Origin of the sequence: Peribacillus sp. NPDC101480, from assembly GCF_050277335.1 — a bacterium.
Lineage (GTDB): Bacteria > Bacillota > Bacilli > Bacillales > DSM-1321 > Peribacillus.
In genome coordinates, this window is record NZ_JBNNSB010000001.1 from 1,311,523 (window position 1) to 1,336,258 (window position 24,736).

At 40.8% G+C, this 24,736-nt stretch carries 19 protein-coding genes; 17 read left to right on the forward strand and 2 right to left on the reverse strand.

Translation table 11 applies throughout. The features are described from left to right. Positions 1-131: 131 nt before the first annotated feature. From ACQKMF_RS06540 to ACQKMF_RS06570, 7 genes are all read left to right on the forward strand, one after another. Positions 132-1,475, forward strand: a complete 1,344-nt coding sequence (locus tag ACQKMF_RS06540; protein ID WP_427572432.1) for a YfcC family protein — start codon at positions 132-134, stop codon at positions 1,473-1,475. 45 nt (positions 1,476-1,520) lie between these two features. After that, positions 1,521-2,699, forward strand: coding sequence for an amidohydrolase (locus ACQKMF_RS06545; protein ID WP_427572202.1), 1,179 nt, complete (start codon positions 1,521-1,523; stop codon positions 2,697-2,699). 186 nt (positions 2,700-2,885) lie between these two features. Continuing rightward, positions 2,886-3,647 (forward strand): dimethylarginine dimethylaminohydrolase family protein, encoded by a 762-nt coding sequence (locus ACQKMF_RS06550; RefSeq protein ID WP_230176892.1) that lies wholly within the window; start codon positions 2,886-2,888, stop codon positions 3,645-3,647. A gap of 51 nt (positions 3,648-3,698) precedes the next feature. After that, on the forward strand, positions 3,699-5,114 hold the full coding sequence (locus ACQKMF_RS06555; protein ID WP_402937921.1) for an amino acid permease: 1,416 nt from the start codon (positions 3,699-3,701) through the stop codon (positions 5,112-5,114). Between the two features lie 254 nt (positions 5,115-5,368). Then, the gene (locus ACQKMF_RS06560) at positions 5,369-5,707 is read left to right on the forward strand and encodes a VOC family protein (RefSeq protein ID WP_230176890.1); all 339 of its coding nucleotides are present in this window, start codon (positions 5,369-5,371) and stop codon (positions 5,705-5,707) included. 637 nt (positions 5,708-6,344) lie between these two features. Then, complete coding sequence (locus tag ACQKMF_RS06565; protein WP_427572205.1) at positions 6,345-7,484, forward strand: YibE/F family protein; 1,140 nt, start codon at positions 6,345-6,347, stop codon at positions 7,482-7,484. Beyond that, positions 7,481-8,257: a YibE/F family protein gene (locus ACQKMF_RS06570; RefSeq protein WP_402937915.1), complete on the forward strand. Its 777-nt coding sequence runs from the start codon at positions 7,481-7,483 to the stop codon at positions 8,255-8,257. Before ACQKMF_RS06565 ends, ACQKMF_RS06570 begins: the two co-directional genes overlap by 4 nt. Before the next feature lie 366 nt (positions 8,258-8,623). Here the strand turns inward: ACQKMF_RS06570 and ACQKMF_RS06575 are convergent, their stop codons facing one another. Beyond that, positions 8,624-10,459, reverse strand: a complete 1,836-nt coding sequence (locus ACQKMF_RS06575) for a sigma 54-interacting transcriptional regulator (protein ID WP_427572207.1) — start codon at positions 10,457-10,459, stop codon at positions 8,624-8,626. A gap of 168 nt (positions 10,460-10,627) precedes the next feature. Between ACQKMF_RS06575 and ACQKMF_RS06580 the strand changes: the two genes are divergently transcribed. The 10 genes from ACQKMF_RS06580 to ACQKMF_RS06625 all read left to right on the forward strand — a co-directional run bounded on the left by ACQKMF_RS06580 (position 10,628) and on the right by ACQKMF_RS06625 (position 23,427). Continuing rightward, positions 10,628-10,858 carry a hypothetical protein gene (locus ACQKMF_RS06580; protein ID WP_063593935.1) on the forward strand — a complete coding sequence of 77 codons (231 nt, stop codon included), beginning with the start codon at positions 10,628-10,630 and terminating at the stop codon, positions 10,856-10,858. A gap of 82 nt (positions 10,859-10,940) precedes the next feature. Further along, a complete protein-coding gene (locus tag ACQKMF_RS06585) occupies positions 10,941-12,353 on the forward strand; it encodes a purine-cytosine permease family protein (RefSeq protein WP_427572209.1) in 1,413 nt (470 codons plus the stop codon). Between the two features lie 47 nt (positions 12,354-12,400). Next, positions 12,401-13,387 (forward strand): heme-dependent oxidative N-demethylase family protein, encoded by a 987-nt coding sequence (locus ACQKMF_RS06590; protein ID WP_101222305.1) that lies wholly within the window; start codon positions 12,401-12,403, stop codon positions 13,385-13,387. 16 nt (positions 13,388-13,403) lie between these two features. After that, a complete protein-coding gene (locus tag ACQKMF_RS06595; RefSeq protein WP_101222304.1) occupies positions 13,404-13,922 on the forward strand; it encodes a hypothetical protein in 519 nt (172 codons plus the stop codon). 5 nt (positions 13,923-13,927) lie between these two features. After that, entirely contained in the window at positions 13,928-14,893 is a 966-nt protein-coding gene (locus ACQKMF_RS06600; protein WP_427572212.1) for a PDR/VanB family oxidoreductase, read from the forward strand. A gap of 50 nt (positions 14,894-14,943) precedes the next feature. After that, positions 14,944-16,437, forward strand: coding sequence for an aldehyde dehydrogenase family protein (locus tag ACQKMF_RS06605; RefSeq protein ID WP_260358942.1), 1,494 nt, complete (start codon positions 14,944-14,946; stop codon positions 16,435-16,437). A gap of 1,258 nt (positions 16,438-17,695) precedes the next feature. After that, positions 17,696-19,300, forward strand: a complete 1,605-nt coding sequence (locus tag ACQKMF_RS06610; RefSeq protein ID WP_427572214.1) for a sigma-54 interaction domain-containing protein — start codon at positions 17,696-17,698, stop codon at positions 19,298-19,300. Between the two features lie 133 nt (positions 19,301-19,433). Further along, entirely contained in the window at positions 19,434-20,585 is a 1,152-nt protein-coding gene (locus ACQKMF_RS06615) for an iron-containing alcohol dehydrogenase (protein ID WP_101222301.1), read from the forward strand. A gap of 14 nt (positions 20,586-20,599) precedes the next feature. Then, on the forward strand, positions 20,600-21,991 hold the full coding sequence (locus ACQKMF_RS06620; protein WP_402937897.1) for a hypothetical protein: 1,392 nt from the start codon (positions 20,600-20,602) through the stop codon (positions 21,989-21,991). Beyond that, positions 21,988-23,427 (forward strand): NAD-dependent succinate-semialdehyde dehydrogenase, encoded by a 1,440-nt coding sequence (locus tag ACQKMF_RS06625; RefSeq protein WP_260358940.1) that lies wholly within the window; start codon positions 21,988-21,990, stop codon positions 23,425-23,427. Before ACQKMF_RS06620 ends, ACQKMF_RS06625 begins: the two co-directional genes overlap by 4 nt. A gap of 92 nt (positions 23,428-23,519) precedes the next feature. On the opposite strand, the gene anmK is transcribed toward ACQKMF_RS06625, so the two are convergent. Next, positions 23,520-24,692, reverse strand: coding sequence for an anhydro-N-acetylmuramic acid kinase AnmK (anmK, locus tag ACQKMF_RS06630; RefSeq protein WP_402937893.1), 1,173 nt, complete (start codon positions 24,690-24,692; stop codon positions 23,520-23,522). Between the last annotated feature and the right edge of the window lie 44 nt (positions 24,693-24,736).

Below are 24,736 nucleotides of genomic sequence, written 5' to 3' on the forward strand. Positions count from 1 at the left end.
CTTTAACTGGGGGTATTTATATGAATGACCTGCCTAATGGTCAAATCACTTCCGAGCCGCTTAATCAGAATAATAAGCCACTTAACCAACTAACGGAGTTACCGGAAAAAGGGATTAATCCCTTTGTCTTAATGTTTATCGTAATTGTAATCGTGACGGTTTTAACCTATATCTTGCCTGCAGGCCAATATGAAAGAATTGAAAAGGATGGCCGAAGTGTAGTCGATCCAACTTCATTTGAATTCATTGAATCAACACCAGTGGGATTATTGGAAATGTTCAGCAGCATTCACGCAGGGATGATTGAAGGAGCATCAATTATCTTATTCGTCTTTTTGTTTGGCGGGGCATTGGGAATCATGCAGGCAACTGGAGCACTGGATTCTTTCATTAAGTTTGTGGCTGTCCGATTCGGAACAAAAGTGAAATTGCTCATTCCGTTGATGGTATTGATCTTCGCTTCATTAGGGACACTGATCGGGTCTGCTGAAGATGCATTAGTTTATATCGCAATCATTGTTCCGATGACGATTGCATTAGGCTTTGATGCACTTACGGGTTTTGCGATCGTCATGCTTGGGACATTGGCGACTGGATTCATTTCGGGCATTACGAACCCTTTTAATGTAGGAGTTGCCCAAAGTATTGCAGAACTGCCCATGTATTCGGGAATGGGATTGCGAATCGCTCTTCTTGCAGTGTTTTATATCGTTACAGTATTGTACATCTATTTCCATGCAATGAAGGTTAAAAGAAACCCTGAACTGGGGGAGTATGGGAAATTCAGGCGTGAAGATCATGCACATTTTGATAAAAACTTTAGGATAAGTAAAAGACATAGCGCCGCTTTAATTATTTTATTGGTGAATTTCATCCTATTAATATACGGAGTTATTAAATTAGGATGGTATATAAGTGAAATTGGCGGCTTGTTTTTATTAAGCGGGATCATTATGGGCATAATTGGAGGCTTAACTCCATCCAAGATGGCTAATGGTTTTATTTCAGGAGCAGGCGATATGGTTTCTGGGGCATTGATAATAGGAGTTGCGCAGACAATCCTGGTCATCATTACAAGTGGCGGATTGTTGGATACCATTCTATATTATGCTGCAGGATTGGTTGAACAACTTCCTCCCGCCATAAATGCAATCGGAATGTTCATTGTCCAATTATTTCTTAACTTCATTGTTCCATCCGGAAGTGGGCAAGCTGCATTGACGATGCCGATCATGGCTCCATTAGCGGATTTAATGGGTGTGACAAGACAAACGGCAGTATTAGCTTTCCAATTAGGGGATGGGATTTCGAATATGATATTTCCGACTTCTGGAGTGCTATTGGCTGGATTGGCAGTGGCAGGCATATCATTTACGAAATGGGTAAAATGGGTGTTTCCATATCTTCTGATTCAGTTTGCGATAGCGATTATCTTTTTGGTCATTGCTCAAAGCATACAGTATGGACCTTTTTAAGGATCTTAAAAATCTGAATATTGGCACTAAAAGGAGGCGTTTATGATGAAGACAATACAGGAGACGGTTGTGGATGAAGTGATTTCATGGAGACGACATTTTCACGAAAATCCGGAGCTCTCATACCAGGAGCACCAGACTTCTGAATTTATCTACAGGAAATTAAAAACCTTTTCAGGATTGGAAGTGACGAGACCAACCGAAACGAGCGTTTTAGCGGTTCTTAAAGGAACTAAAAAATCTTCCCGAAAATCGAATACCATATCTTTTCGTGCAGATATTGATGCTCTCCCGATTGAAGAGGAAGCAGAAATTGAATTCAAATCAAAAAATCCTGGGGTTATGCATGCATGCGGACATGATGCACATGCTGCGATGTTATTAGGTGCTGCTAAAGTCCTCACCGGAAAAAAAGATTCGATTGATGGAGAAATCAGGTTTATTTTCCAACACGCAGAAGAGGTACTGCCTGGTGGAGCTCAGGAGTTGGTGAAAAAAGGGGTAATGGAAGGAGTGGATTATGCCTTTGCACTGCATGTTACTCCTTATGAACGAACAGGAACGATATGTTTAAGGGAAGGGGTATTCTGTGCTGCAGCCGATGATTTTGAAATTAAAATCATTGGTCAGGGCGGTCATGCGTCGACTCCGGAATTAACGGTAGATCCGCTGATCATTGGTGCAGAAATTACGACGAATATTCAACATATCGTTTCCAGAAAAATTTCAGCACTTAGGACACCAGTCATTTCAGTCACTCAGTTCCATTCCGGAAGTGCGCTCAATGTCATACCTGAATATGCGGAAATCGGTGGTACCATTCGTTCCTTGGACTCGGATAGCCGAGTGAAAGCAAGGGAGCATCTTGAGCAAATCGTTAAGGGGATTTCGGAAGCGCATGGGGCAAAATGTGAAATTACTTGGTATTTAGGGTATCCAGCTGTGGTAAATGATAATGCTGCTGTTGATATTTCAAGAACGGTCATGGAAGGTATTTTTGAAGAGAATAACATCATCAAGGTTGATGATCCCATGTTTGGAACAGAAGATTTTTCGGCTTTTTCCGAAATCGTTCCATCTTCCATGCAGTTTCTAGGCGTCCATAATAATGAGTTTGGAAAAGCTTATCCTTTACACCATCCTAAATTTAAAATCGATGAGAAGGCTTTAGGGTACGGTGTAAGCTATTTTGTAGGAATAGCGGATAAATTGTGCAGTCATTAAAATAATTGAGAAAGCATGGGCTAAGAAGAGGCACCCGTTATAGTTTAAGAGAGGAATTTGGTTGTCTCTTCTCTCTATCATGCCTATATTTTTATAATTCCGCTTCAGGAATAAAAGAAACTCCATTTAAAGTACGGCAGGAGCAAAAAGGTATTAAGATAAACTACCTATTTAGGAGGAAAATATATGTTTAATCACGCGATTGTAAGAAAGATTGGAAAAAGTTTTGTAAATGGCTTAACAACATCGGATTTAGGAAACCCGGATTATGAAAAAGCGCTTATACAACACGAGGCTTATGTAGAAGCATTAAAACGCTGCGGTGTGAAAGTGACCGTTCTCGAATCGGATGAAAGATACCCTGATTCTACGTTTGTAGAAGATACCGCAGTGTTGACCCCAAAATGTGCACTTGTAACCAATCCTGGTGCAGATAGCCGTAATGGTGAAATTATTGAAATGAAAGAAGTTTTGAAGGACTTTTATGAAACAATCGAATATATTCAATCACCAGGTATGCTAGATGGCGGAGATGTAATGCAAGTTGAAAATCACTTCTATGTCGGCCTTTCAACCAGAACGAATGAAGCAGGTGCTCTGCAGTTCAAAGATATCATGGGTAAGTATGGTTATGATACGACCATCATTCCCCTTAAGGAATTCTTTCATTTAAAAACGGGTGTCAATTACCTGGGAGACAATAATTTATTAGTGGCCGGGGAATTCATTAATCACGAGGCTTTTTCTAGCTTTAATCAAATCATCGTAAAAGAGGAAGAAGAATATTCGGGTAACTGCGTCAGAATGAACGACTGCGTTATTGTCCCGAAAGGGTTTGATGGTACAAAGAAAAAAATTGAAGATTTGGGATACACAGTGATTGAAGTGGAAATGACTGAATTTCAAAAACAAGATGGCGGCCTTAGTTGTCTCTCATTGAGGTTCTAAGATGGTTTGGGAGAAGGCATAGGCTAATAGATAAGATAAGGACGTGATTTTATGGGGTATGGACTGGAGAATAATGATCAGCTGCAACGCTCAATGAAAAGACGCCATTTATTTATGCTTTCACTTGGCGGCGTAATTGGTACAGGCCTTTTTTTAAATGCTGGCTATACAATTAACCAAGCTGGGGCAGGAGGAGCCCTGATCGGTTATCTAGCCGGCGGTCTTATTTTGTATATGGTCATGGTCTGCCTTGGCGAGCTAGCCGTTCATATGCCGGTTACAGGTTCATTCCAAAAATATGCTGCCGAATATATTGGGCCTTCCGCTGGTTTCTCTCTAGGATGGATGTATTTCGTAGGCTCAGCAGCAACTGCAGGAGTTGAGTTTACGGCAGCAGGAATATTGATGAAACAATGGTTCCCCCATAGTCCTACCTGGATTTGGTGTGCTGTGTTCATAGTGCTTTTATTTACATTGAATGCATTAACGACAAGAGGTTTTGCAGAGGCGGAATATTGGTTCGCTGGAATAAAAATCGTTGCAGTGATTTTGTTTATCTTGATTGGAATCGCTGGCATCTTTGGTTTTGTCTCTTTATCTGATCGTCCAACCCCATTCTTTGAGAATTTGGCACCTTCTGGTCTTTTTCCAGCAGGAGGCATTACAATTATCTTTGTAACAATGATGAATGTGATATTTTCTTATCAAGGCTCAGAACTAATAGGAATAGCGGCAGGGGAAAGTGAAAAACCTGAAGAGAACATCCCTAAAGCCATTCGAAACGTACTAGTTAGAATCATTGTTTTTTACATTTCGTCCATTATCATCCTTTCCGCCATATTCCCTTCTTCGGAATTAGGCTTATTGGAAAGCCCTTTTGTAACTTTAATGAAGATAGCGGGGATACCTTATGCAGCAAGTATCATGAATTTCATTATTTTGACAGCCATTCTTTCTGTGGGGAATTCATGTCTGTATGCTTCCACACGTTTGCTTTGGTCGATGGCCCATGATGGAATGGCACCTAAGATGTTTGGTCTATTGTCCAAAAGGAAAGTGCCATTGAATGCCCTTCTTTTTACGATATGCTTTTCGCTCCTATCGTTATTGACCAGCTTCATTGCGGCGGATACTGTGTTCGTGATACTAATGTCCATAGCTGGAATTTCCGTCACGATTTCTTGGATGGGGATTGCTTTATCGCAATATATGTTTAGAAGGAAGTTTATAAAAGCGGGTGGTAAAACGGCAGATTTACAATACATAGTACCATTTTACCCATTTGTCCCGTTATTCTGTTTAGGCTTTTGTTTACTGATTCTAGTATTCCTTGCCTTTGACCCTACTCAACGAGTTGGACTGTTTTATGGAATAGGATTTTTGGTAGCCTGTATATTATTCTATAAATTTAAATTGGCTAAGAAAGTAGAGTCAAACACTAACTTTGAAAATGGAAAAATATTGTAATTGAGTTGATCGAAGGCTAGCCAGTTTTTACTGGTTGGCCTTTTTAAATCTTGTAATTGCGGTAACTTGGATGATTATTTACTGAATCGGAAAGATGATACTGTCATTTTCACTAAAAAGAAGGAATACCTTACAAAATAGGGAGGGAGAAATAACAAGTCCGATTACAAAGTGACTAACAACATCACAACGAGCCAGTGGAAAATTAACTTTTTTACCGAGAGAAAACAATAATACCAAAATTGGGGGAAGTAATGAAGATCAATCATTTAAATTTAACTGTTAATGATGTTACAGCTTCACGTGATTTTTTAGAAACATATTTTGGACTAACATGTGCAGGAAGTCGAGGAGATGGGTTCGCTGCAATGAAAGATGATGATGGTTCCATATTGACTCTAATGAAAGGAAGCGATGTACAATACCCCAAGACATTTCATGTTGGATTCATACAAGAAAATGAAGAACAAGTTAACAGGATCAATAAGCGTTTGAAAGATGATGGATACAAGGTAAAACTCCCACAACACTTACACAGATATACTTTCTACGTAGAAGCGCCCGGAGGATTTAATGTTGAAGTACTATGTTAAATTGGAGTAAAAAACGCAGTTCTGTGAGGTACGGTGAACCGTATTACAAGTTAAGCATTTAACAACTGAAGTATTCAATGTTTTTCAGCATCAGGCTCATTATAAGAAGCCCAATTCCTCAATTTAAATGGTAAGAAATTGGGCTTTTTATATTGGTATTTTCCTTAACGATGTAAATCCGCATTTTCCTGACGCTACCCCTAAAAGTGACAATAAATTATTAAATATTTAGATATAGACCTCGCTAGAATATTTAATTTGATAATACACAAAGCGGTGGTTTGTAAATATGTAAGGAAAACAAAGGGTAGACAACAAAAGAGTTAAGACAAAACATCTCTGGTAAAATTCTATGTCCATTAATGCGTGAATGGGTTTTGAGTCAGCGGATTGTTACTGGTAAGGGTGTCTTCATGATCCGCAATGCGATCTCTGCTAGTGTTTCCTGAGATGTCACCTCAATCTCTTCTTAGCGTTTTATCTGGGGAGGCGTAAAGGAGGTAGATCGGACGTTGTTCGCATACTAAATCTATTCATGATAAGATAAATAAATCAAATACTAGTAAGGCGGGGTGGAGTCAGTCAATTCTGGCTCCTCCCTGCTTTTTTTGCCCACCCGATATTTGGAGGTTTTATTTTGAATGTTATCGTAAATAAATTTAAAAAAATGGGTTACAAGCATGTTTCTTTGTACGCCGTCATAGCACTTTGTTTTGTCGCTTCTGTTTTCTTTGTTCATCACAATTATTCATTCTATGAACTTCCAATAGCCAAAGTCATCAAAACAAATCTGGAAAATACAACTGAATTGAATGATATGTATCAAAATGAAGATCGACTATTTACCCAGAGTATAATAGCCGAAATACAAAATGGAGAAGAAAAAGGAAAACTTATTCATTTAAAGAATGAATATTCCTCATCCGGGGCTTATGATCAAGAATATCGAGTTGGAAATGATTTATTTGTTTCGATTGATACAAAGACAGAAGAAAATTCAGAGTTAACTGGAACCATAAAAGACGTAAAGCGTGATAAATTTGTGTTGATTGTAGCATGGGTTTTTATCTTTACATTACTTATTGTTGGAAAAAAGCAAGGCCTGTTTTCAATTATAAGTTTGGCAGTCAATGCCATATTGTTGTCATATGCATTAGATTTTTATTTGAATTCATCAAACATTGGTTTGGTATTGATATGCAGTATAAGTATCATTCTATTTACGGTCTTTTCCCTTTTACTCGTTAACGGTTTTAATGAAAAAACATATGCAGCTATTATTGCGACACTGTTAGGGACTTTTTTATCGCTGTTCATTACTTATCTTGTTATGTGGGTAACTTCCGAAAATGGCCTTCGATATGAAGAGATGCAATTTATCACTCGTCCTTATAAAATGGTGTTTATGGCAGGGTTATTTATCGGATCTTTAGGAGCCGTAATGGATATAGCCATTACCATGTCTTCTTCGATTTTTGGGTTGTATGAAAAGAATAACCACATATCAGTAAAAGCACTTAAAACTTCAGGATTAGAGATTGGAAAAGACATTATGGGAACCATGACAAATATTTTGTTTTTTGCCTATATAAGTGGCTCAATACCTATGATTATTTTGTATTTGAAAAATGCTTCTGCATTGGGATTTACCCTTTCCATGAACCTTACATTGGAATTAGCCCGTGCCCTAGCTGGTGGTATTGGAATCGTGTTAACTATTCCGATAGGTCTATATGTCTCTATTTTTTTCATTAATCGAAAGAGGGAAAGACAATGAATGTATTATTGTTGCTAGCGTTTGTACTATTAATATTGATGATCTTGATTGGCGGAAAAAAAGGGGCACGTTCATTTTTTGCTTTGTTCCTAAACTTTGGTGTGTTACTTTTTACCATCATTTTTATGACAAATCCAAATAATGATCCGTATATCGTAACATTGATTGCATGTACGGTGATTAGTTATATTAATTTATTTTTTATTAACGAAGTGAACAGTACAACAAAAACGGCATTCATTTCTACTATTATCACGATTGTTATAGTACTCTTTTTTATTGTCATTGTGACGGAAAATGCGATGATACAAGGTTTCGGTGAAGAAGAAATAGAAGAGCTTAGCATCTTTTCCCTTTATATTGGAGTAGATTTTGTTAAAATTGGAGCTTCAGTAATTATTATGAGTACTATTGGCGCGATTATCGATACAGCCATGGCCATTTCATCTCCCATGCGAGAAATGTTTCTTCACCATCCATCCATTAGTAAGAAAGATTTATTCGCATTTGGATTAAGTATTGGAAGGGATATCTTAGGTACATCTACGAATACACTATTTTTTGCTTTCTTTGGAGGCTATTTGGCACTGCTTATATGGTTTAAAGATTTATCCTATTCTGTTGGGGAAATCGTAAACTCAAAAATATTTAGTGCTGAAATGATTACTATATTTTGTGCTGGAACAGGTGTAGCCCTGATAATTCCTATTACTGCCTTGATTACTGCTTATTTTTTGGTGAAAAATAGAGAAAATAAAGAGAAAGTTATATAGGTTTCATGGCAATAAGGCTTATGAGCACTCATTTGTATAATAGGAATAAGTCATTGGGTTGTTCCATTAAATCATTGAATGAGTATCCATATCTCTGCCAAATCCTCTTAACAGTTTATATTTAGTGGAGGAACAACATATAAAATTGCCTATATAGGCGTGGTCAATTTGGGAAAACCAGTTAGACCGAAAAATGGGTGGCGTTACTGCCATTTTAATTCCTCCATAACGTTCATGATGTATATGGTAATAATGAAAAAGCTGACTGCAGAAGCCCGTTCTAGACGGCTCCTGTAATCAGCTTTTCTTTTTTTACCCTAGTATTCAGTTGGTCTAATAGACTCACCGCATGACTGCATTCCGAAATCAAACATGTATATTGAGTTGCTTACGGAGACGCTGCATTTCCGAATTGAAATAGGCTTTGCTGTAATCACATCCGACAATACCTACGATAGTGCCATCATCATCAATGATTGGCGCAAAGCTTGTTTTCCACTCACCGTACCTGTCTTCGTATATGGGAGTAACACCCGCTTTACCATTAAACGCCTGGTAAGCGACATTAACCATTTCCGGGGGACCCATATATTCTTCCCCCGGTTCAATTACAAAGCCCTTGTCGGCAACGAGGTGAATCAGACGTCCATCATCCGTCATGATAAATATAAAGACCCATTCAATTACGCCTTCCTTTTCTTGAATCATGGTAAGTTTTTGTTTTAATTTCTGGGAATAGGAATTTTGCCGGTTCATATTTTTTTGTAGACTGATTACCTCCTCAGCTGGAATGATAGCTGCGGTTACAACGGCTATGGATCGAAGCCGCTGGTTTATTTGTTCTTCTAAAATGGCCCGTTTATCCACTGGTGAAAAGCTTGCCTCTTCAATTTTATTACGTAATTTTTTATATTTCCTGCTCATCGTCGGCTGGCTGACTTCCAATACCTTTGCCGCTAGTTTTAATGATTTGTATTGTTCCATCGCCATATTGATCAGCTGTTCCTCCACAAGGTCGACTGCTTCCTGCAAAGGCATTAGAAAATCGATGACAGGTAGTGAAGTGGGTTTGTTGGGTCCTTTAAAAGGAAGCACCTCTCTAACCAACGCAACATCCACTTCCGGTATTCCGCTAGTAATCACAAGCCTTTCAACTGTATTTTCAAGCTCGCGCACGTTGCCGGGCCATTGATAGATACATAGCAAGTCGATTGCATCCGGTGTGAAAGCTACCTTTCGATTGTATAGTGTATTGTACTTTTGTAAAAAAAACTGAACCAGGTGAGGGATTTCATCTACACGATTCCTAAGCGGCGGAAGATGGATAGGCACGACATGAAGACGATAATATAAGTCTTCTCGGAATCCTCCTTTTTTTACCATTTTTTCGAGCGATTTATTAGTTGCGGCAATCACTTGAATGTCAACAGGGTGTGAGGCCGTGCTCCCAATTGGCGTGACAATGCGCTCCTGAAGGACGCGAAGCAGTTTTACCTGAACATTAAGCGGTAATTCGCCCACTTCATCCAAGAATAAGATACCTTTATGGGCAAGTGTGAATTTTCCCTTGGCGCCGTCTTTCCGAGCGCTGGTAAAAGCCCCTTCTACATATCCGAACAGTTCGCTTTCAATCAGGTTTTCCGGGATGGCGCCGCAATTGACAGGTATAAATGGCCCGTCACTTCTATTACCCATATTATGTATGGCCCTGGCTGCTATTTCCTTTCCTACACCGGATTCCCCCAATAATAGGACTGTTGCGCTGACATCACAAACCATTTGCATTTTATGCAGAACATCAAGCATCGGTTTACTGCGGATCACAAATGGAAAAGATGGCTTCTTCGATTCCAATAAAGGCCCCGATTGCCCCCTTGATGTATCTGGATAAGAATCTATGAGTTCTTTGTAAGCCCATACCCATGCCCCGGATTCAATCGGGTATGCCGTCATCAGCAGCTCTGGCCCCTGCCATGTAGACTGCATGAAGGATCTTTTTTCATTTTTGCCCATTATCTCTTCTGCAAAGTTTGTAGCAAATAAATCTTGTTCAACATCCTTGATGGAACCACCGATATTGGCGGATTTGATTGTATGGAATAAGGTATTCCCTGTTCCGGTCGATTTCAGTATTGTGCCATTTTTATCTGTCACAATAAGCTGATCGTAAATAGACAAGAGTGCAGAGGTGAAGTGATCCATTTATGTCTACCTGCCTTTCATTTAACTTCCTAGTTTTATATTACAGAAATTTCACAATTGTTCAATAGTTTCAAAAATGAATATTCCTCCTTTTGAAAACCCTGTTAGCATAGTGTTTTCTGATTGGCATGGTTATTGCAATAAAGTAAAGAGAAGGGACCAGAAAGCATGATTGCAAAGGAGGGAGAAGCGATTTTGAATAAAGAGAATCAGTTTCAACAGAATATCAATTCAGAAGATCCCTTTATTAAAAATCTATATTCAGATTTGAATGAGCGGATCAATGCGTATGAGCAGGAAGAAGCCGTGAAAATCGACAAAATGAAATGGAGTGATGCGGCCGGTTCTATTTTTTTCATGATTTTAATCATCGCTTACCTAATCTATTCACTTGTCTAATGTAGTTGTTTCGATCACCCAGAACTATATCAGCCTTATTCCAAGTAATACAATCACTATTCTATAGTTGGGAGAGAAGCGTGTGAGCAAAGAGAATTCCTCCATTTCAAAGGATGTGGCCTTTGGGTTCTTACCGGCAAGTAAAAATGACCGGATTTTTAACCTTCGGGATTTAATTTTAGTTCAAGTTGTTATTGGCCTCTCATCTTTTGGGCTGTTAACTGGTGGATACACAGGTACAATGCTTGACGCGAAGCAGTCACTTGCAGCGATTTTATTCGGTAATGCCTTCCCTATGCTGTTGATAGTTCCCGTTACCCTTTATTTTGCGCGTTATGGCATAGACACTTTTGTAGGGTTTCGAAGTTCACTTGGGTATTTAGGATCGAATATCTTTTTCTTTGTTTTTCTTATTTTAACTCTCGGCTATATTTCCATCGCGCTTTTTATGTCCGGCCAGGCGTTAGCAGAGGCGGCTAATTGGATGGGCATGCCCGCGATTTTCTCAAGCCAAGCAACGGGAGCGCCGTTTTTCTCGATTTTGCTTTTCGTCTGTGCATTCCTTGTAACGGTGAGGGGACCGGTAGCGATTCAAAAATATACCGCAGTAGCCGTTCCAGTTTTTATGGTTCTCATGTTTGGCCTGCTCGCAATAGTCTTGTTTGGACAGGGGTTCACGGAAGTGGCTCATATACTTCCTTCTGAGCCATTTGAAACGAGTTCTCGTTCATTCGCGACAGCCCTGGAGTTAAACATCGGTCTCGGCTTTTCATGGCTTCCGTACCTTGGCCAATACAGCCGTTTATCTAAAACAGAAGGAGGAGCATTTAAAGCGGGATTTTACAGCTATGGAATCATCGTCTGTATCGCCGCATTAGTTGGGGCACTTGCTGCATTAGTCACTGGTTCTCTTAATCCTTCTGACTGGATGTTTTCCATCGCAGGAAGTTGGGGCGGCTTCATTGGCTTGATTTTACTTTCGGTAGGGAATGTCGGTGCAGCCATATTCCTTATGTACTCACAAGCTGTCAGCTTTAAAACTGTATTCCCGAAAAAGTCATGGATGATTGCGATGGGTACAACCGTACCGACTATATTCTTACTTCTAAGCTCAACGTTCTACGATGCCTTTGGTTCATTCATTGCTGTCATCTCTTTTATAATGGCTGTTCTCGGCGGGATTGTCGTTGCAGATTACTTCTTTGTAAAGCGCCAACGCATTTCAATAAGGGATTTGTATGACACGCAAGGCTCTTATACCTATTGGAAAGGCATTAACCCGTCGGCCGTTCTCACGGTGGTTATCGGAACGACCGTTTACTGGGCACTCTATAATCCATTGACTTTTGAAGCAAGTGGCTTTTTCCTTTATACAGCTGCCGGAATTCCAACATACTTTGTCGCTTTAGTCACCTACTATGTTTCATCTAAATACATTTTCCGTTATGAAGTTGACATGGAGCGTCCATCCGTGGAATTAAAGGAAGCTAAATAGAAAAAAACTCACTTTAAAGAATCTAGGGAACGAGAGGAGATTGTTCAATGTTTACACAAAGTTTAGATTTCAAAACAACAGATTTAGATACATTCCCATTTCCATTCACTTCAGGTAACTATCGTTATTCAAACGACTTGAAAAAACTCTCAAACGTTAACTGTATTGAAGTTACACCAGAATACAAACTCCAAGTGGAAACGAAGCGTCGACTCCTTCAAGAACAGCCGCATATAAGGTTTCAATCTTTTTCACACACAATGGAAATGCAATGGGAAGTATTGGAAATGCTGATTGACATGGCAGCTGATCGCTACCCGGAGCATTTCGAGGTCATTAAAGATGGTGACAACTGGACTTTCAAGAACCACATATTCGGGGAATCCGATTCATTCGTATATGGCGATGCCAGCACGCTTCCAAATGAGCCGCTTGATTATATAGGCCGCCATTTCCATAATGATTTTGTTTTAATGGTTCATCGCGATAGTAATTTCTACTTGGAAGTGGGGCAAGTTTCATACGCTGCACTCTTCTCGGCTAACTGGAATAAAGGCATGTCCTTTGATGAGATCCATGCACCTGTTCCATTCGTATCACGGAAAGGTGATGAACTCGCAGATCGCGTTCGTAAGTTTTTATTATCCATCGAGCCAGGAAAGCCATGGACACGCATTAACTGGAACCTGATGGCGGACCGTTGGGATGTCAACTATGAAACGATGGATGTATGGGGACCGCAGCGCTCTGAAATAACACCGGAAAATGCAGGTAAACTTGTTCGTTTGCGCGTTGAAGAACAAAAATTTTATCGCATGCCACGAAGCAACGCCATTCTATTCGTATTGAATACTCAGTTCCTGCCGCTGGAGGATTTGACAATGCGCCAGGAGTGGTTTGATCTGACATATAGCGTACTGCAGGATATTCCGGAACCTATGGCTGAATACAAAGGAATTGCCCCGTTTCTTTCGCAATCGGTCGAATATTTGAGGAGTATTGATGAAAAACAAAAAAGCGAAGATAAACAATAAGTAGGAGGATAGGGCCTTGTACAATAGTCCAGTATTGTTTGATAAATCCATTACGATCGTAAATAAATTTACTCCTCGGAATGAACGAAGAAAGTTTGTCGTCATTTCTGATCAAGCCGGATATGAAAAGGCGAAAAGTTTCACTTCTGAAATCGCAGGAACAGTGCCTGTTGAATGTCTTTCCATTAATGGAATGGAAGATAAAGAGGAGATAAAGAGAGTCATCTTGTCACAAAAGATGGGCACCCAATTTTATATTGCGGCAGCTTGGAACAATGCCGTAATGATCTTCTCGCTCGGGGTGGAAGCTGGTCTATCTGAAGCTGAGATCCAGACGGTGATTATCGGCCCTAAACGGCGGTATGTATATTGCATGAAATGTTTCGAAGTGTCGGAAATCGCAGAAGAAGCCGAAATTGCAGAATGTGACCATTGCAAAGCCAGTCTTGAAATAGGACCATTTTATTCAATCGTACGGGAAGGTTATATTGGTTACCCATTCATCCCAATCGGAAAAGAAGAAGTAGGGAGCTGATCATCATGCGGGTAGTAGGAAATATTCAAATGAAAGTAAACAAGATCATTCAAGAAACTCCATTCGTAAAACTGTTCGAATTGATTCCAGTTGATGGAAAACCATTGCCTGCTTTTACTGGCGGTTCGCATTTGACCACTTTCATGCCGGTAGGGGATACGATAATCGAGCGAGAATATTCCCTTATCAGCAACCCAAGGGACCGTAAAAAATATGCTATTTCCATTCGGCGTGATGAGGCGTCACGCGGAGGTTCCGCTTTCTGGCATGATCATGTAACAATAGATTCCAGATTGGAAGTCAGCTTCCCTAAAAACAACTTCCCTCTCAGCTTTCGAGCTAAGCATCATGCATTTTATGCAGCTGGAATCGGCATCACTCCATTTCTGGCAATGATGGAAGATATGGCTGCCGAAGGACAAACCTTCGAACTTCATTATGCAGCACGCACACCGGAATTATGTGCTTTTTATGATCTGTTGAAAGCCGAATATCCTGATCAATGCACCTTTTATTTTTCGCAGGCAGAAGATAAACGCAGAATGATGCCTGAGACGATGATGGATCATCGCATTGGCACGCATGTATATTTTTGCGGACCAATCGAGATGGTACAAGAGTACCGAAAAGCTGCCAGTTCATATGGTTATCCGGAACATGCGATTCACTTTGAATTATTTGCGACAAAACATGACGGGCCGCATGAACCTTTCATTGTCGACCTTACAGACAGCGATCGGTCCATCCGTGTTCATGAAGGTGAAACACTGCTTGATGCGCTTTTAAGGGAAGGCATTGATGCACCTTATTCTTGTAAAGTGGGCGGGTGCGGAAGTTGTGAGGTGGATGTTGCAGAAGGTGAAGTGGATCACCGTGATTTCTTCCTTAGCGAAGAAAACCGCCAAACACGCAACTCAATCCTGACATGCTGCTCACGTGCGAAGGACGACAGACTTGTTATAAAACTTTAACGGTTCCTTAAAGATAAAACTAAAAAATAATGAAAACGGAGGAATGAAACATGACAATTTTAGAAACGGCAGTTTTAGAGCTTAAAAATTACATCGACGGTAAGTGGCAGACCTCATCTTCAAATGAAGTAATCCCGGTAATCAACCCTGCAACACAGGAAGTCATTGCAAGGGCTCCGCGTGCCACCAAGGAAGATACTGAAAAGGCAATCTCAGTTGCAAAGGCAGCTTTTGAAAGTGGAATCTGGTCAGGCCTAACAGCACAGGAGCGTGCTTCCTACCTATATAAAATCGCTGATAAAATAGATGAACGTGCTGAAGAGTTAACGATTCTCGAAACAATGGACAATGGGAAACTCAAAGCAGAGGCAGGTTTCGATATTGCCGATGCCGCCGCGTGTTTCCGTTACTATGCTGGTTTGGTGCTTCATCCAGAAGGGGAAACTTATCAAGTTCCCGCTCCAGTACAAGCGATGGTTGTTCGTGAGCCAGTAGGTGTAGCCGGTTTGATTGTACCTTGGAATTTTCCTCTTCTAATGAGTGTCTGGAAAATCGCACCGGCCCTTGCGGCAGGTAACACTATTGTATATAAACCGGCTGAAGTGACACCTGTTACAGCAATGAAATTATTTGAAATACTGGAGGAAGTAGGCATCCCTAAAGGTGTCGCTAATATGGTGATGGGCCGCGGCACTGTTGTCGGTCAAACCATTGCAGAAAGCAAGGATGTGGACATTGTTTCATTTACAGGAAGTACGGATGTTGGCCGAACAATCATGAGGGCGGCCGCGGGCAACTTAAAGAAAATTTCACTTGAGCTTGGCGGTAAATCACCTAATATCGTTTTTGCAGATGCAGATTTAGAGACGGCCGTCGATTACGGATTATTCGGCATCTTTTTCGGTGCCGGTCAAGTATGTTCATCAGGCAGCCGCATCCTGGTTGAGGAAAGTATTTATGATGAATATGTAAAACGCTATGTGGAACGCGCAAATAAAATCAAAGTAGGACCTGGACTTGCGGAGGACAGCAACATGGGGGCAATTGTCAGCGAAGCGCAAATGAATAGCATTTTGAACTATATTGAAATCGGCAAACAGGAAGGTGCGACACTTGCAGCAGGCGGTTACCGTCTTGTTGATGAAGACCTTGACAAAGGATACTTCATTGCACCGACTGTATTCACCGATGTAACACCTGACATGCGCATCGTGCAGGAGGAAATTTTCGGTCCGGTCGTTGTCATTCAAAAGTTTAAAGATGAAGAAGAAGCTATTAAACTTGCAAATGATACAGACTACGGCCTTGCAGGCGGCGTCTTCACTAACGATGGGGCAAAAGGATTGCGAGTGATCAAGAAGGTACGGGCAGGCATCACATGGGTTAATGATTATCATCCAACATATGTCGAAGCGCCATGGGGCGGTTACAAACAGAGCGGGATTGGACGCAGTTTAGGAAAATACGGCTTGGATGAATACCAGGAAATTAAACAAATCAACATTAATCTCGATGTAAAACCGGTCGGCTGGTTTCCAAATTAAGCATCTGATTAGAAAGGAAGCAAATTACTATCTTTAATCAAATCAAAAAACCTAATCCAAATAAGTATTAAGTTTCAGTTTGGCTACAAAATGGGGTTAGGAGTCCGATTAGAGAGAATGTTTTTTACTGTAATCCTCATTGGATTGAAGAGATTTGCGACACTCCTGCCTAATTACTGGCTAGTCATGACCCTATAGGCGCTTGCTTTGATGAGGCTTGGCAGACAAGTCGACGGAAAGGGAGCGGATTTCCCGAAAGGGTTATGTGTAATGATTTCCACTCCAGGCACTCGCTTTCCGCGGGCGGTCCGGGAGCCTCCTCGGCTGTTCGCCTGCGGGGTCTCCCTTGGCCACGCTTTTCCCGCAGGAGTCTCATACCTTACGTTCCAATCAACCGGAACTACTTTTTAAGAAATATTGTAGGGAAACTGGCTCTTCTTCTCCAATTCGTTTACAGTCTGGCGGTTTCATCAATTTTTTGGAAAAAGGAGTTTCGAATTGCACTCGCCCTGAACCAAGATATTAAAATTAAACTTGAGTATCTTTCATGTTTTTTACTAGTTTATACGGATGTAATCCTCACTAGATTGAAGAGATTTGCGACACTCCTGCCTAATTACTGGCTAGTCATGACCCTATAGGCGCTTGCTTTGATGAGGCTTGGCAGACAGGCGGCGGAAAGGGAGTGGATCTCTTAAATCAGCTGCAACTTTTTTCAATAAAAAAAGCTGCAGGCAAACTGAGTTTTCATCGGGTTTGTCTACAGTCTGAAACCTAATCCAAATACGGATTAGGTTTTTTCAAACTGCAGAGAAGCTTTTTAAAACACTTAACAACTTGTTCTTAAGCTTCAACTGAGAATTAAAAAATCTCAAGGAATGAGCCATTTTGCAGGGTTTATTATACAACAAAAGGACAAGATTTCCTGTGATGAGTGAAAATGGATTTGAGCATAAAAAACACCATTGATATGATAAAAGTAACATACAAATGCATTTTATCGTTTTAAACAGAAATAGGATATTGAGATTGAAACGTTTTTACCGGTGTAGCATTTATTCTTGGTGTCGTTGATTGTCGTACATAGTATCATTAAAAAGAAATGGACATTATATAATGCTCACACAATATAAGTTAATAAGTTTATTGCCTTCTTTAATTTGAAAAGACTAGGAAGCCGCCAGAACTTTCAAAAAGTCTTCAATCAAGGAGGAAGTGCTCTATCAAATATTAAAGACCAGTCAGGGAGTGGATATTGATGACTAAGTTTTATTCGGATATGACAGTGGAGGAAGCGATATCATGTTTCCCGATAGGAAGCACTGAAGTGGAAGTTTTGGATGATTCAGAGGATTTCATCGGATTTTTGACTATAGAGGCGTTATCTGCAGCAGTGCAGCAGAGTGATTTGACGAAGCCAATTTCTCATTTCATTACCGTTAATGCACCGCTGCAAAATTTACGGAATTACTCAATACCCTATGAACAATTTCAAGCATTCTTCGAGAGTGATTTATGCAAGGTTGTATTTAATGCCCTGTATGATGGGGTGTATATCACGGATGGTGATGGAACGACATTATTTATCAATCAAGCGTATCAGCGTATTACTGGAATAAGAGAAGAGGAAATCATCGGAAAACCAATGAGTTATTTAATTGAGCAAGGCATGATATCCGTCTCTGCTTCATTGGACTCCATTCGAACGAAGAATCAAGTTACTTTGACACAAAGAATTCGAAATGGAAGAAAGATCATCGTATCGGCCACACCTATTCTATCGCCACAGAATGAAGTCATATTTGTCATTAATAGTGTTAGGGATATTACTGAATTAATCCGGATGAAGTATACGATTGACAGCCAAAAGTTATCTTTCCAACCTATTTCTCAATTATTGCCTGGCTCGGAACAGGTGAATTTACAGGAAATAATCATTGGTCCCTCTACAACTCCTTTATTCAAATTGGCTGATAAAGTAGCTAAAACGGATGCGAAGATCTTGTTACAGGGGGAAACGGGAGTAGGGAAGAGTTTAATCGCCAAGTACATACATGCCAAAAGCTCCAGGAAGGAAAAAATTTTCCTTGAATTAAATTGCGGAGCCATTCCAGCGAACTTGGTGGAATCTGAACTTTTTGGATATGAACCCGGGGCATTTACCGGATCCCTTAAGAATGGGAAAATGGGGATTTTTGAGAAAGTGAATGGTGGCACGTTATTTTTGGATGAGATTGGGGATTTACCTTTAGAGCTACAGGTAAAACTTTTGAAAGTGGTAGAAGAAAACAAGTTTATGAGAGTTGGTTCTACCGAAATGAAAGAAGTGGATGTCAGGTTAATTACAGCCACCCATCGCGATCTGGCCTCCCTCGTGCAAGAAGGATCTTTCCGTGAAGATCTTTATTACCGGCTTAATATCGTTTCCTTTGAAGTCCCGCCTTTACGCCAGCGAAAGGAAGAAACGATCCCGCTTTTAGAAATGTATTTGAAAAAATTCAATGAAAAATATGATGAAAAGAAAAAGATGACACCGGAATGCTATGAATGGCTGACGAACTATTCGTGGCCTGGCAATATACGTGAGCTTGCGAGTCTTGCAGAGCGGCTGGTCGTCACGACATATGATGATACGATTGATTTAACTAATTTACCATCTTTCATCCAGCCGGTCTTATCAAAAAAAACGACAACACATTCTTTGAAGGAAGCCGTTTCCGAGCTGGAGCGTTCCCTGATCCTGAATGCGATGAAGAAGTATGGGACTACAAGGGCCGCTGCCATCTCTTTGGATATCAGTCAAAGCGCTTTGGTGCAAAAAATGAAAAAATTTCACATGCGATTAGAAAACGAATCGAATTAGTTTATTTGATTTGTTTTCCACTCATTATTTATACTGTTACCCATGAAAAAAAGGTTATCCCCCTTATGAATTAAGCGTTTTCACACTTTGGCATGATTCCTGCATTAGTAAATACATGAAAGGGGAGATAACCATGAATATTTCTATTTTTTCTATGGCTAACAAATTGGTGACAGGAGCAGATTCTTTACAGCAGCTGACTGATGAGGTTACGCGATTAGGGATGAAGAATCCGTTGATCGTTACAGATAAAGTTTTAGTGGGTGCTGGGGTTGTACAAAGGGTTGAGGATTTACTTTCTGCAGAATGTGGTATTTTTTCGGATGTGAATCCAGAACCGGAAATTGAAATCGTTGAGCAATGTGTACGGTCAATCAAGGATGGAAAACATGATGGACTGATTGCGGTAGGCGGAGGAAGTGCGATGGATATTGCGAAAGCCTCTTCCGTCATGGCTACGAATTCCGGCAGCATCGAGACATATTTCGGTACGAACTTGATTGAAGTCCCAGGTCTACCTTTAATAGCCATACCGACGACGGCAGGAACAGGGTCAGAAGTGACGAATATTTCGATTTTATCGGACAAGAAAGAACAGGTTAAGAAGGGAATTGTAAGTCCGTACCTTTTACCGGATGTAGCGATTGTATCGCCCGTCATGACGCTGACTTGCCCGCCAAGTGTGACTGCTGCGAGTGGAGTGGATGCACTTGTTCATGCGGTCGAGGCTTATATTTCCAAATTTGCTTCGCCCGTTACGGATGCTTTGGCAATTGGGGCCATGAAGTTAATCGCAAAAAATTTACCAAAGGCTTATGCTGCGCCAGATAATCTGGAAGCACGTGAAGCGATGATCACTGGAAGCCTAATGGCAGGATTAGCTTTTGGAAATGCTGGTGTTGGAGCTGTTCATGCTTTAGCTTATCCTCTTGGAGGCCGCTTCCATTTATCACATGGAGTCAGCAATTCATTATTACTGCCATTTGTGATGAAGTGGAATAAAATTGCATGTTTGGAAAGGTTCCGCGAGATTGCTGAAGCACTTGGAGAGAAAGTCAATCATTTAAATGATGATGAGGCAGCGGATAAGGCTATAGAAGCGATGACCAGAATATGCCGTTATGTTGATATACCAGAGTCACTAAGTGAATTTGACATTCCTGAATCGGCTTTAAGTGAAATGGCTGCCGAGGCCATCAAACAAGTCCGTTTACTTCGCAATAATCCCCGTGCATTAAACGTCCGGGATATCGAAAAAATTTACCGTTCAGCCTATGGCTTTTAAGTGGAGGAAACAACATGAAATGGAAAAACCGTCGCTATGGAGAAGAGACATCGTATATACCTGCGGGACCTTTTAAAATTAGACTGCCATTTGTCCATTATCGTTTTGAGTGGCCTGACTATGTTCAAGGCTTATTGATGTGTGCAGTTGATCTTGGAGCTATTACACTGCTTGCAGACCATCTTGGTATGCCTTTTGATGTGGCTCTAGCCGTCGTTGTCTTGAATGGATTATTATACTTGGCGCATCATTTACTCGGGGACCCTGTTATACCAGGTTGGATTACACCTGCGGTTCCATTGCTTGTATTGTTCGTCGGGCAATTTCCCGAAGGACCTGATCGGGTCTATGCTCTCGTTGCATTTCAACTAACATTAGGTATTTTATCAATATTGCTAGGAATGACCGGACTTGCCAGTAAGGTCGTGCGATTAGTGCCGAATGCAATCAAATCAGGCATCATTTTAGGAGCGGGTATTGGTGCTGTCGTTTCCATTTTTGAAGTGGGTGGAAAGTTTGATTTATTTCCTTATACAATAAGCATTTGTATCGGCTTTGCCTTTTATCTGCTTTTTTCGAAAAGTTTTGGAAAATTGAAAATGCGAAACAAAGTTTGGATATTCATAGGCAATTTAGGGATATTGCCAGCAATCTTACTTGCTGTCTTTGTAGCCCCCATTTTTGGAGAAGCAAAATGGCCTGATATCCAATGGGGATTCAGCAGTCCGGATTTTGCTACGCTTTGGTCAGACTATACTGTTTTTGGTTTAGGTTTTCCCGCCTTGACCTTCTTTTTAAGTGCGATTCCAGCTGTTTTCGCTACTTATTTAGTCGTATTCGGGGATGTGCTCAAAACGAAAGCGCTGCTTTCTGAATCCGATGAGGTCAGGGAAGATGAAAAAGTGGACTATAATCCAAACAGAGCCCATTTAATTTTTGGTGGCCGAAATATGATCATGAGTTTTATCGGACCCGATATAACAATGTGCGGTCCGTTGTGGGCAGCCATGCAGGTCGTGGTTGTGGAGCGATTCAAGAATGGCAAGAAAGCCATGAATTCTTTCTTCGGCGGTGCCGGCTCGTTCCGTTGGGGTACGAATACAGGGTTATTCTTATTGCCGGTAGTAAGCCTGGTGGAACCAATTCTCGGTGTGGCCTTGGCCTTGACGCTTTTGGTTCAAGGATATGTTAGCGTACGCGTAGGCGTCATGCAGGCAAAGAGCCAACGCGACCTGGGAATTGCAGGAGTCGTAGCTGCCATCCTTGTTATAAAAGGTGCTGGAATGGCGTTTGCAGCAGGAATTTTATTATGTGCCCTTTTATATGGCAAGGACTTTTTCAAAGGTGAAAATGATAAGACATTTACAAATCATGAAGAAGAAGAAGAGGAGATTAAAGCAGGATGAAAAAAGTAGCGGAAAAATGGCCAATTTATATAAACGGCGAATCTATTCATACAGAAAGTCATTTTGTAGTGGAAAACCCAGCAACGTTGGAGCCTGTGGGCTATGTTCCGGACGCTAACGAAAAAGAGGCAAAGGCTGCAGTGGATGCAGCTCAGGCTGCTTTTCATACTTGGTCGAAAACAAGTGCATACCATAGGGCGGAATTACTTGAGAAGTGGTACACGATCATTGAGAACAGGCTTGATGAACTCGCAACGATCATGACATTGGAGCAAGGAAAGCCATTGGCAGAGGCAAAAGGTGAAATGAAATATGCTTCAAGTTTCGTGAAATGGTACGCTGAAGAAGCAAAGCGCAACTACGGGGAAATCATACCAGCCTCCGTTGCATCAAAGCGTATTTTAGTGCAAAAGCAGGCAGTCGGTGTCGTTGCTGCCATTACCCCGTGGAATTTTCCTGCTGCCATGATCACGAGGAAAGTGGCGCCAGCCCTTGCCGCAGGATGTACCGTGGTCATCAAACCAGCGGAACAAACACCTTTGACCGCTTTGCTATTAGTTGAAAGTGCCCATGAAGCAGGCATTCCGGCAGGCGTGATGAATATTGTAACTACACAGAAACCGGGAGATGTATCAGACGTGTGGATGAATGATTCACGTGTTAAAAAGATCACATTTACCGGCTCCACTCCTGTAGGGAAACATCTAATGAAAAAAGCCGCAGAAACAGTAAAAAAAGTCTCGCTTGAACTCGGTGGATTGGCTCCGTTCATCATTGCTGAGGATGCGAATATCGAAGAAGCTGTAAATGGTTTGATTCAATCAAAATTCCGGAATGCTGGACAAACATGTATTTGTGCGAATCGAATTTTCGTCCATGAAACAATCGAACAGCCGTTTTTACAAGCTTTTGAAGAAGCCGTTTTAACTTTGAAGGTTGGAAATGGAATGGAAGGAAACGATCTTGGTCCATTGATAGATGGAGCCGCAGTAAAAAAAGTACAGCTTCAATTAGAGGATGCTGCAAGTAAAGGGGCCATCATCCATAACACCTCAAAAGTCGATGAAAAACAAGGCCATTTTATCGCACCAGCCATACTTTCCAATGTAACGGATGATATGCTGTGCATGCAGGAAGAAACGTTTGGGCCAATTGCGCCAGTCAGTACATTCAAAACCGATAAAGAAGCTATAGATCGAGCCAATAATACGAATTTTGGCTTGGCAGCTTATGTGTATACCGAGTCATTAAATAAGGCAGTTGCCTATTCGGATGCTCTTGAATATGGGATTGTCGGTATTAATGACAGTGCCCCATCCACTGCCCAAGCACCATTTGGAGGAATGAAGGAAAGTGGTTTAGGCAGGGAAGGGGGACACTATGGCATGGATGAATATTTAGAAGTGAAGTATGTATCCATGCAGCTTGGCCAGTAAAATAAAACAGAAGAGTCCGCGATGATTCTTCAGGTTCAAAAAAGAGTGGAAGGCACATCAAATATCGATGTGCCTTCCACTTTTTTAAATGGTTAAAAAGTATTTTTATGCTCCTTCAGATATGAAGGAGGGAAGGTCATGCTTCCTAGGATGACATCGAAGTCAGCACCGGTAGCCTTGGGGACGTTACTCGTATTACCATGGAAAGTCTCATTTGCAAGTAATGCAAAGGCCACTGCTTCCTTCGCTTCAGAAGAGTACCCCAACTCTTCTTGAGTCAAAACTTGAATAGAATTTCCAAGCAGTGATTGCATCATATTTAATAACGTTTTGTTATAGCTGCCTCCGCCGCCAATTATCACTTCTTCAATATTGGTTTTTGGAAAGATGAATTTTCGATAGTTCTCCACAATCGACTTTGCTGTAAACATCGTTACTGTAGCTAAAATATCATGACTGGGAAGTGATTCAAACATCTTTAATAGTTTTACTACATATTGCTTGCCAAATAATTCCCTGCCAGTTGATTTTGGCGGAGGGCTCATAATAAAAGGATGGCTGATACAATAAGATAAAAGTTCGTCATTAATTTTTCCTTGTTTAGCTATGTTACCACCTTCGTCATAGCTAATATTGAACAATTGGCGGCATACTTCATCAATGATCATATTCCCAGGCCCTGTATCAAAGGCATACATGTCATTCAGAGATGCCTGCTTGGGTAAGACGGTTACATTTCCAATGCCCCCTATGTTTTGAAGTAATCTTCCCTTCGTTTCACTTCTATAAAGAATGTATTCGGTAAAAGGAACAAGAGGAGCTCCTTGTCCACCAGCAGCCATGTCCATCGTACGGAAATCAGAGATTACAAGTGTGTTTGTATCGTGAGCAATTACTGCAGCTTCCCCAATTTGCAAAGTGGAGGGTATATAATTTTGTTCTTTTAAAGGCTGGTGGTAAATGGTTTGTCCATGGGATCCAATAAGATCCAGTTTATTTATGGGAAATCCAGCTTTATGACAAACTTCCTTTACTGCATTGGCAAATAATTTTCCTAATTTAAAATTCAAACTGCATATTAACTGCACATTGGATGTTTCTGCAGATAAAGACTGCATAATTTCTTTTTCAATATCTTTTGGAAAAGGGCATGTCATGAACTCAATCATTTCCATTTCAGTCTCCAGTCCACTATTATTCACCCGAACAAGTGCAGCATCAATTCCATCCAGTGATGTTCCGGACATTAATCCAACTATGTACATCGTCATTCCACCTACTTCAATTCTTTTATAATCCTGACTTAGCA

What these genes read in the sequence shown, in the direction of transcription:
- ACQKMF_RS06570 (WP_402937915.1), top strand. Translation starts at nt 7,481, where the DNA reads ATGAATGTATTATTGTTGCTAGCGTTTGTACTATTAATATTGATGATC.
- ACQKMF_RS06540 (WP_427572432.1), top strand. Translation starts at nt 132, where the DNA reads ATGTTTATCGTAATTGTAATCGTGACGGTTTTAACCTATATCTTGCCT.
- ACQKMF_RS06625 (WP_260358940.1), top strand. Translation starts at nt 21,988, where the DNA reads ATGAAAAAAGTAGCGGAAAAATGGCCAATTTATATAAACGGCGAATCT.
- ACQKMF_RS06590 (WP_101222305.1), top strand. Translation starts at nt 12,401, where the DNA reads ATGTTTACACAAAGTTTAGATTTCAAAACAACAGATTTAGATACATTC.
- ACQKMF_RS06610 (WP_427572214.1), top strand. Translation starts at nt 17,696, where the DNA reads ATGACTAAGTTTTATTCGGATATGACAGTGGAGGAAGCGATATCATGT.
- ACQKMF_RS06550 (WP_230176892.1), top strand. Translation starts at nt 2,886, where the DNA reads ATGTTTAATCACGCGATTGTAAGAAAGATTGGAAAAAGTTTTGTAAAT.
- anmK (WP_402937893.1), bottom strand. Translation starts at nt 24,692, where the DNA reads ATGTACATAGTTGGATTAATGTCCGGAACATCACTGGATGGAATTGAT.
- ACQKMF_RS06615 (WP_101222301.1), top strand. Translation starts at nt 19,434, where the DNA reads ATGAATATTTCTATTTTTTCTATGGCTAACAAATTGGTGACAGGAGCA.
- ACQKMF_RS06545 (WP_427572202.1), top strand. Translation starts at nt 1,521, where the DNA reads ATGAAGACAATACAGGAGACGGTTGTGGATGAAGTGATTTCATGGAGA.
- ACQKMF_RS06560 (WP_230176890.1), top strand. Translation starts at nt 5,369, where the DNA reads ATGAAGATCAATCATTTAAATTTAACTGTTAATGATGTTACAGCTTCA.
- ACQKMF_RS06605 (WP_260358942.1), top strand. Translation starts at nt 14,944, where the DNA reads ATGACAATTTTAGAAACGGCAGTTTTAGAGCTTAAAAATTACATCGAC.
- ACQKMF_RS06575 (WP_427572207.1), bottom strand. Translation starts at nt 10,459, where the DNA reads ATGGATCACTTCACCTCTGCACTCTTGTCTATTTACGATCAGCTTATT.
- ACQKMF_RS06580 (WP_063593935.1), top strand. Translation starts at nt 10,628, where the DNA reads ATGATTGCAAAGGAGGGAGAAGCGATTTTGAATAAAGAGAATCAGTTT.
- ACQKMF_RS06620 (WP_402937897.1), top strand. Translation starts at nt 20,600, where the DNA reads ATGAAATGGAAAAACCGTCGCTATGGAGAAGAGACATCGTATATACCT.
- ACQKMF_RS06555 (WP_402937921.1), top strand. Translation starts at nt 3,699, where the DNA reads ATGGGGTATGGACTGGAGAATAATGATCAGCTGCAACGCTCAATGAAA.
- ACQKMF_RS06600 (WP_427572212.1), top strand. Translation starts at nt 13,928, where the DNA reads ATGCGGGTAGTAGGAAATATTCAAATGAAAGTAAACAAGATCATTCAA.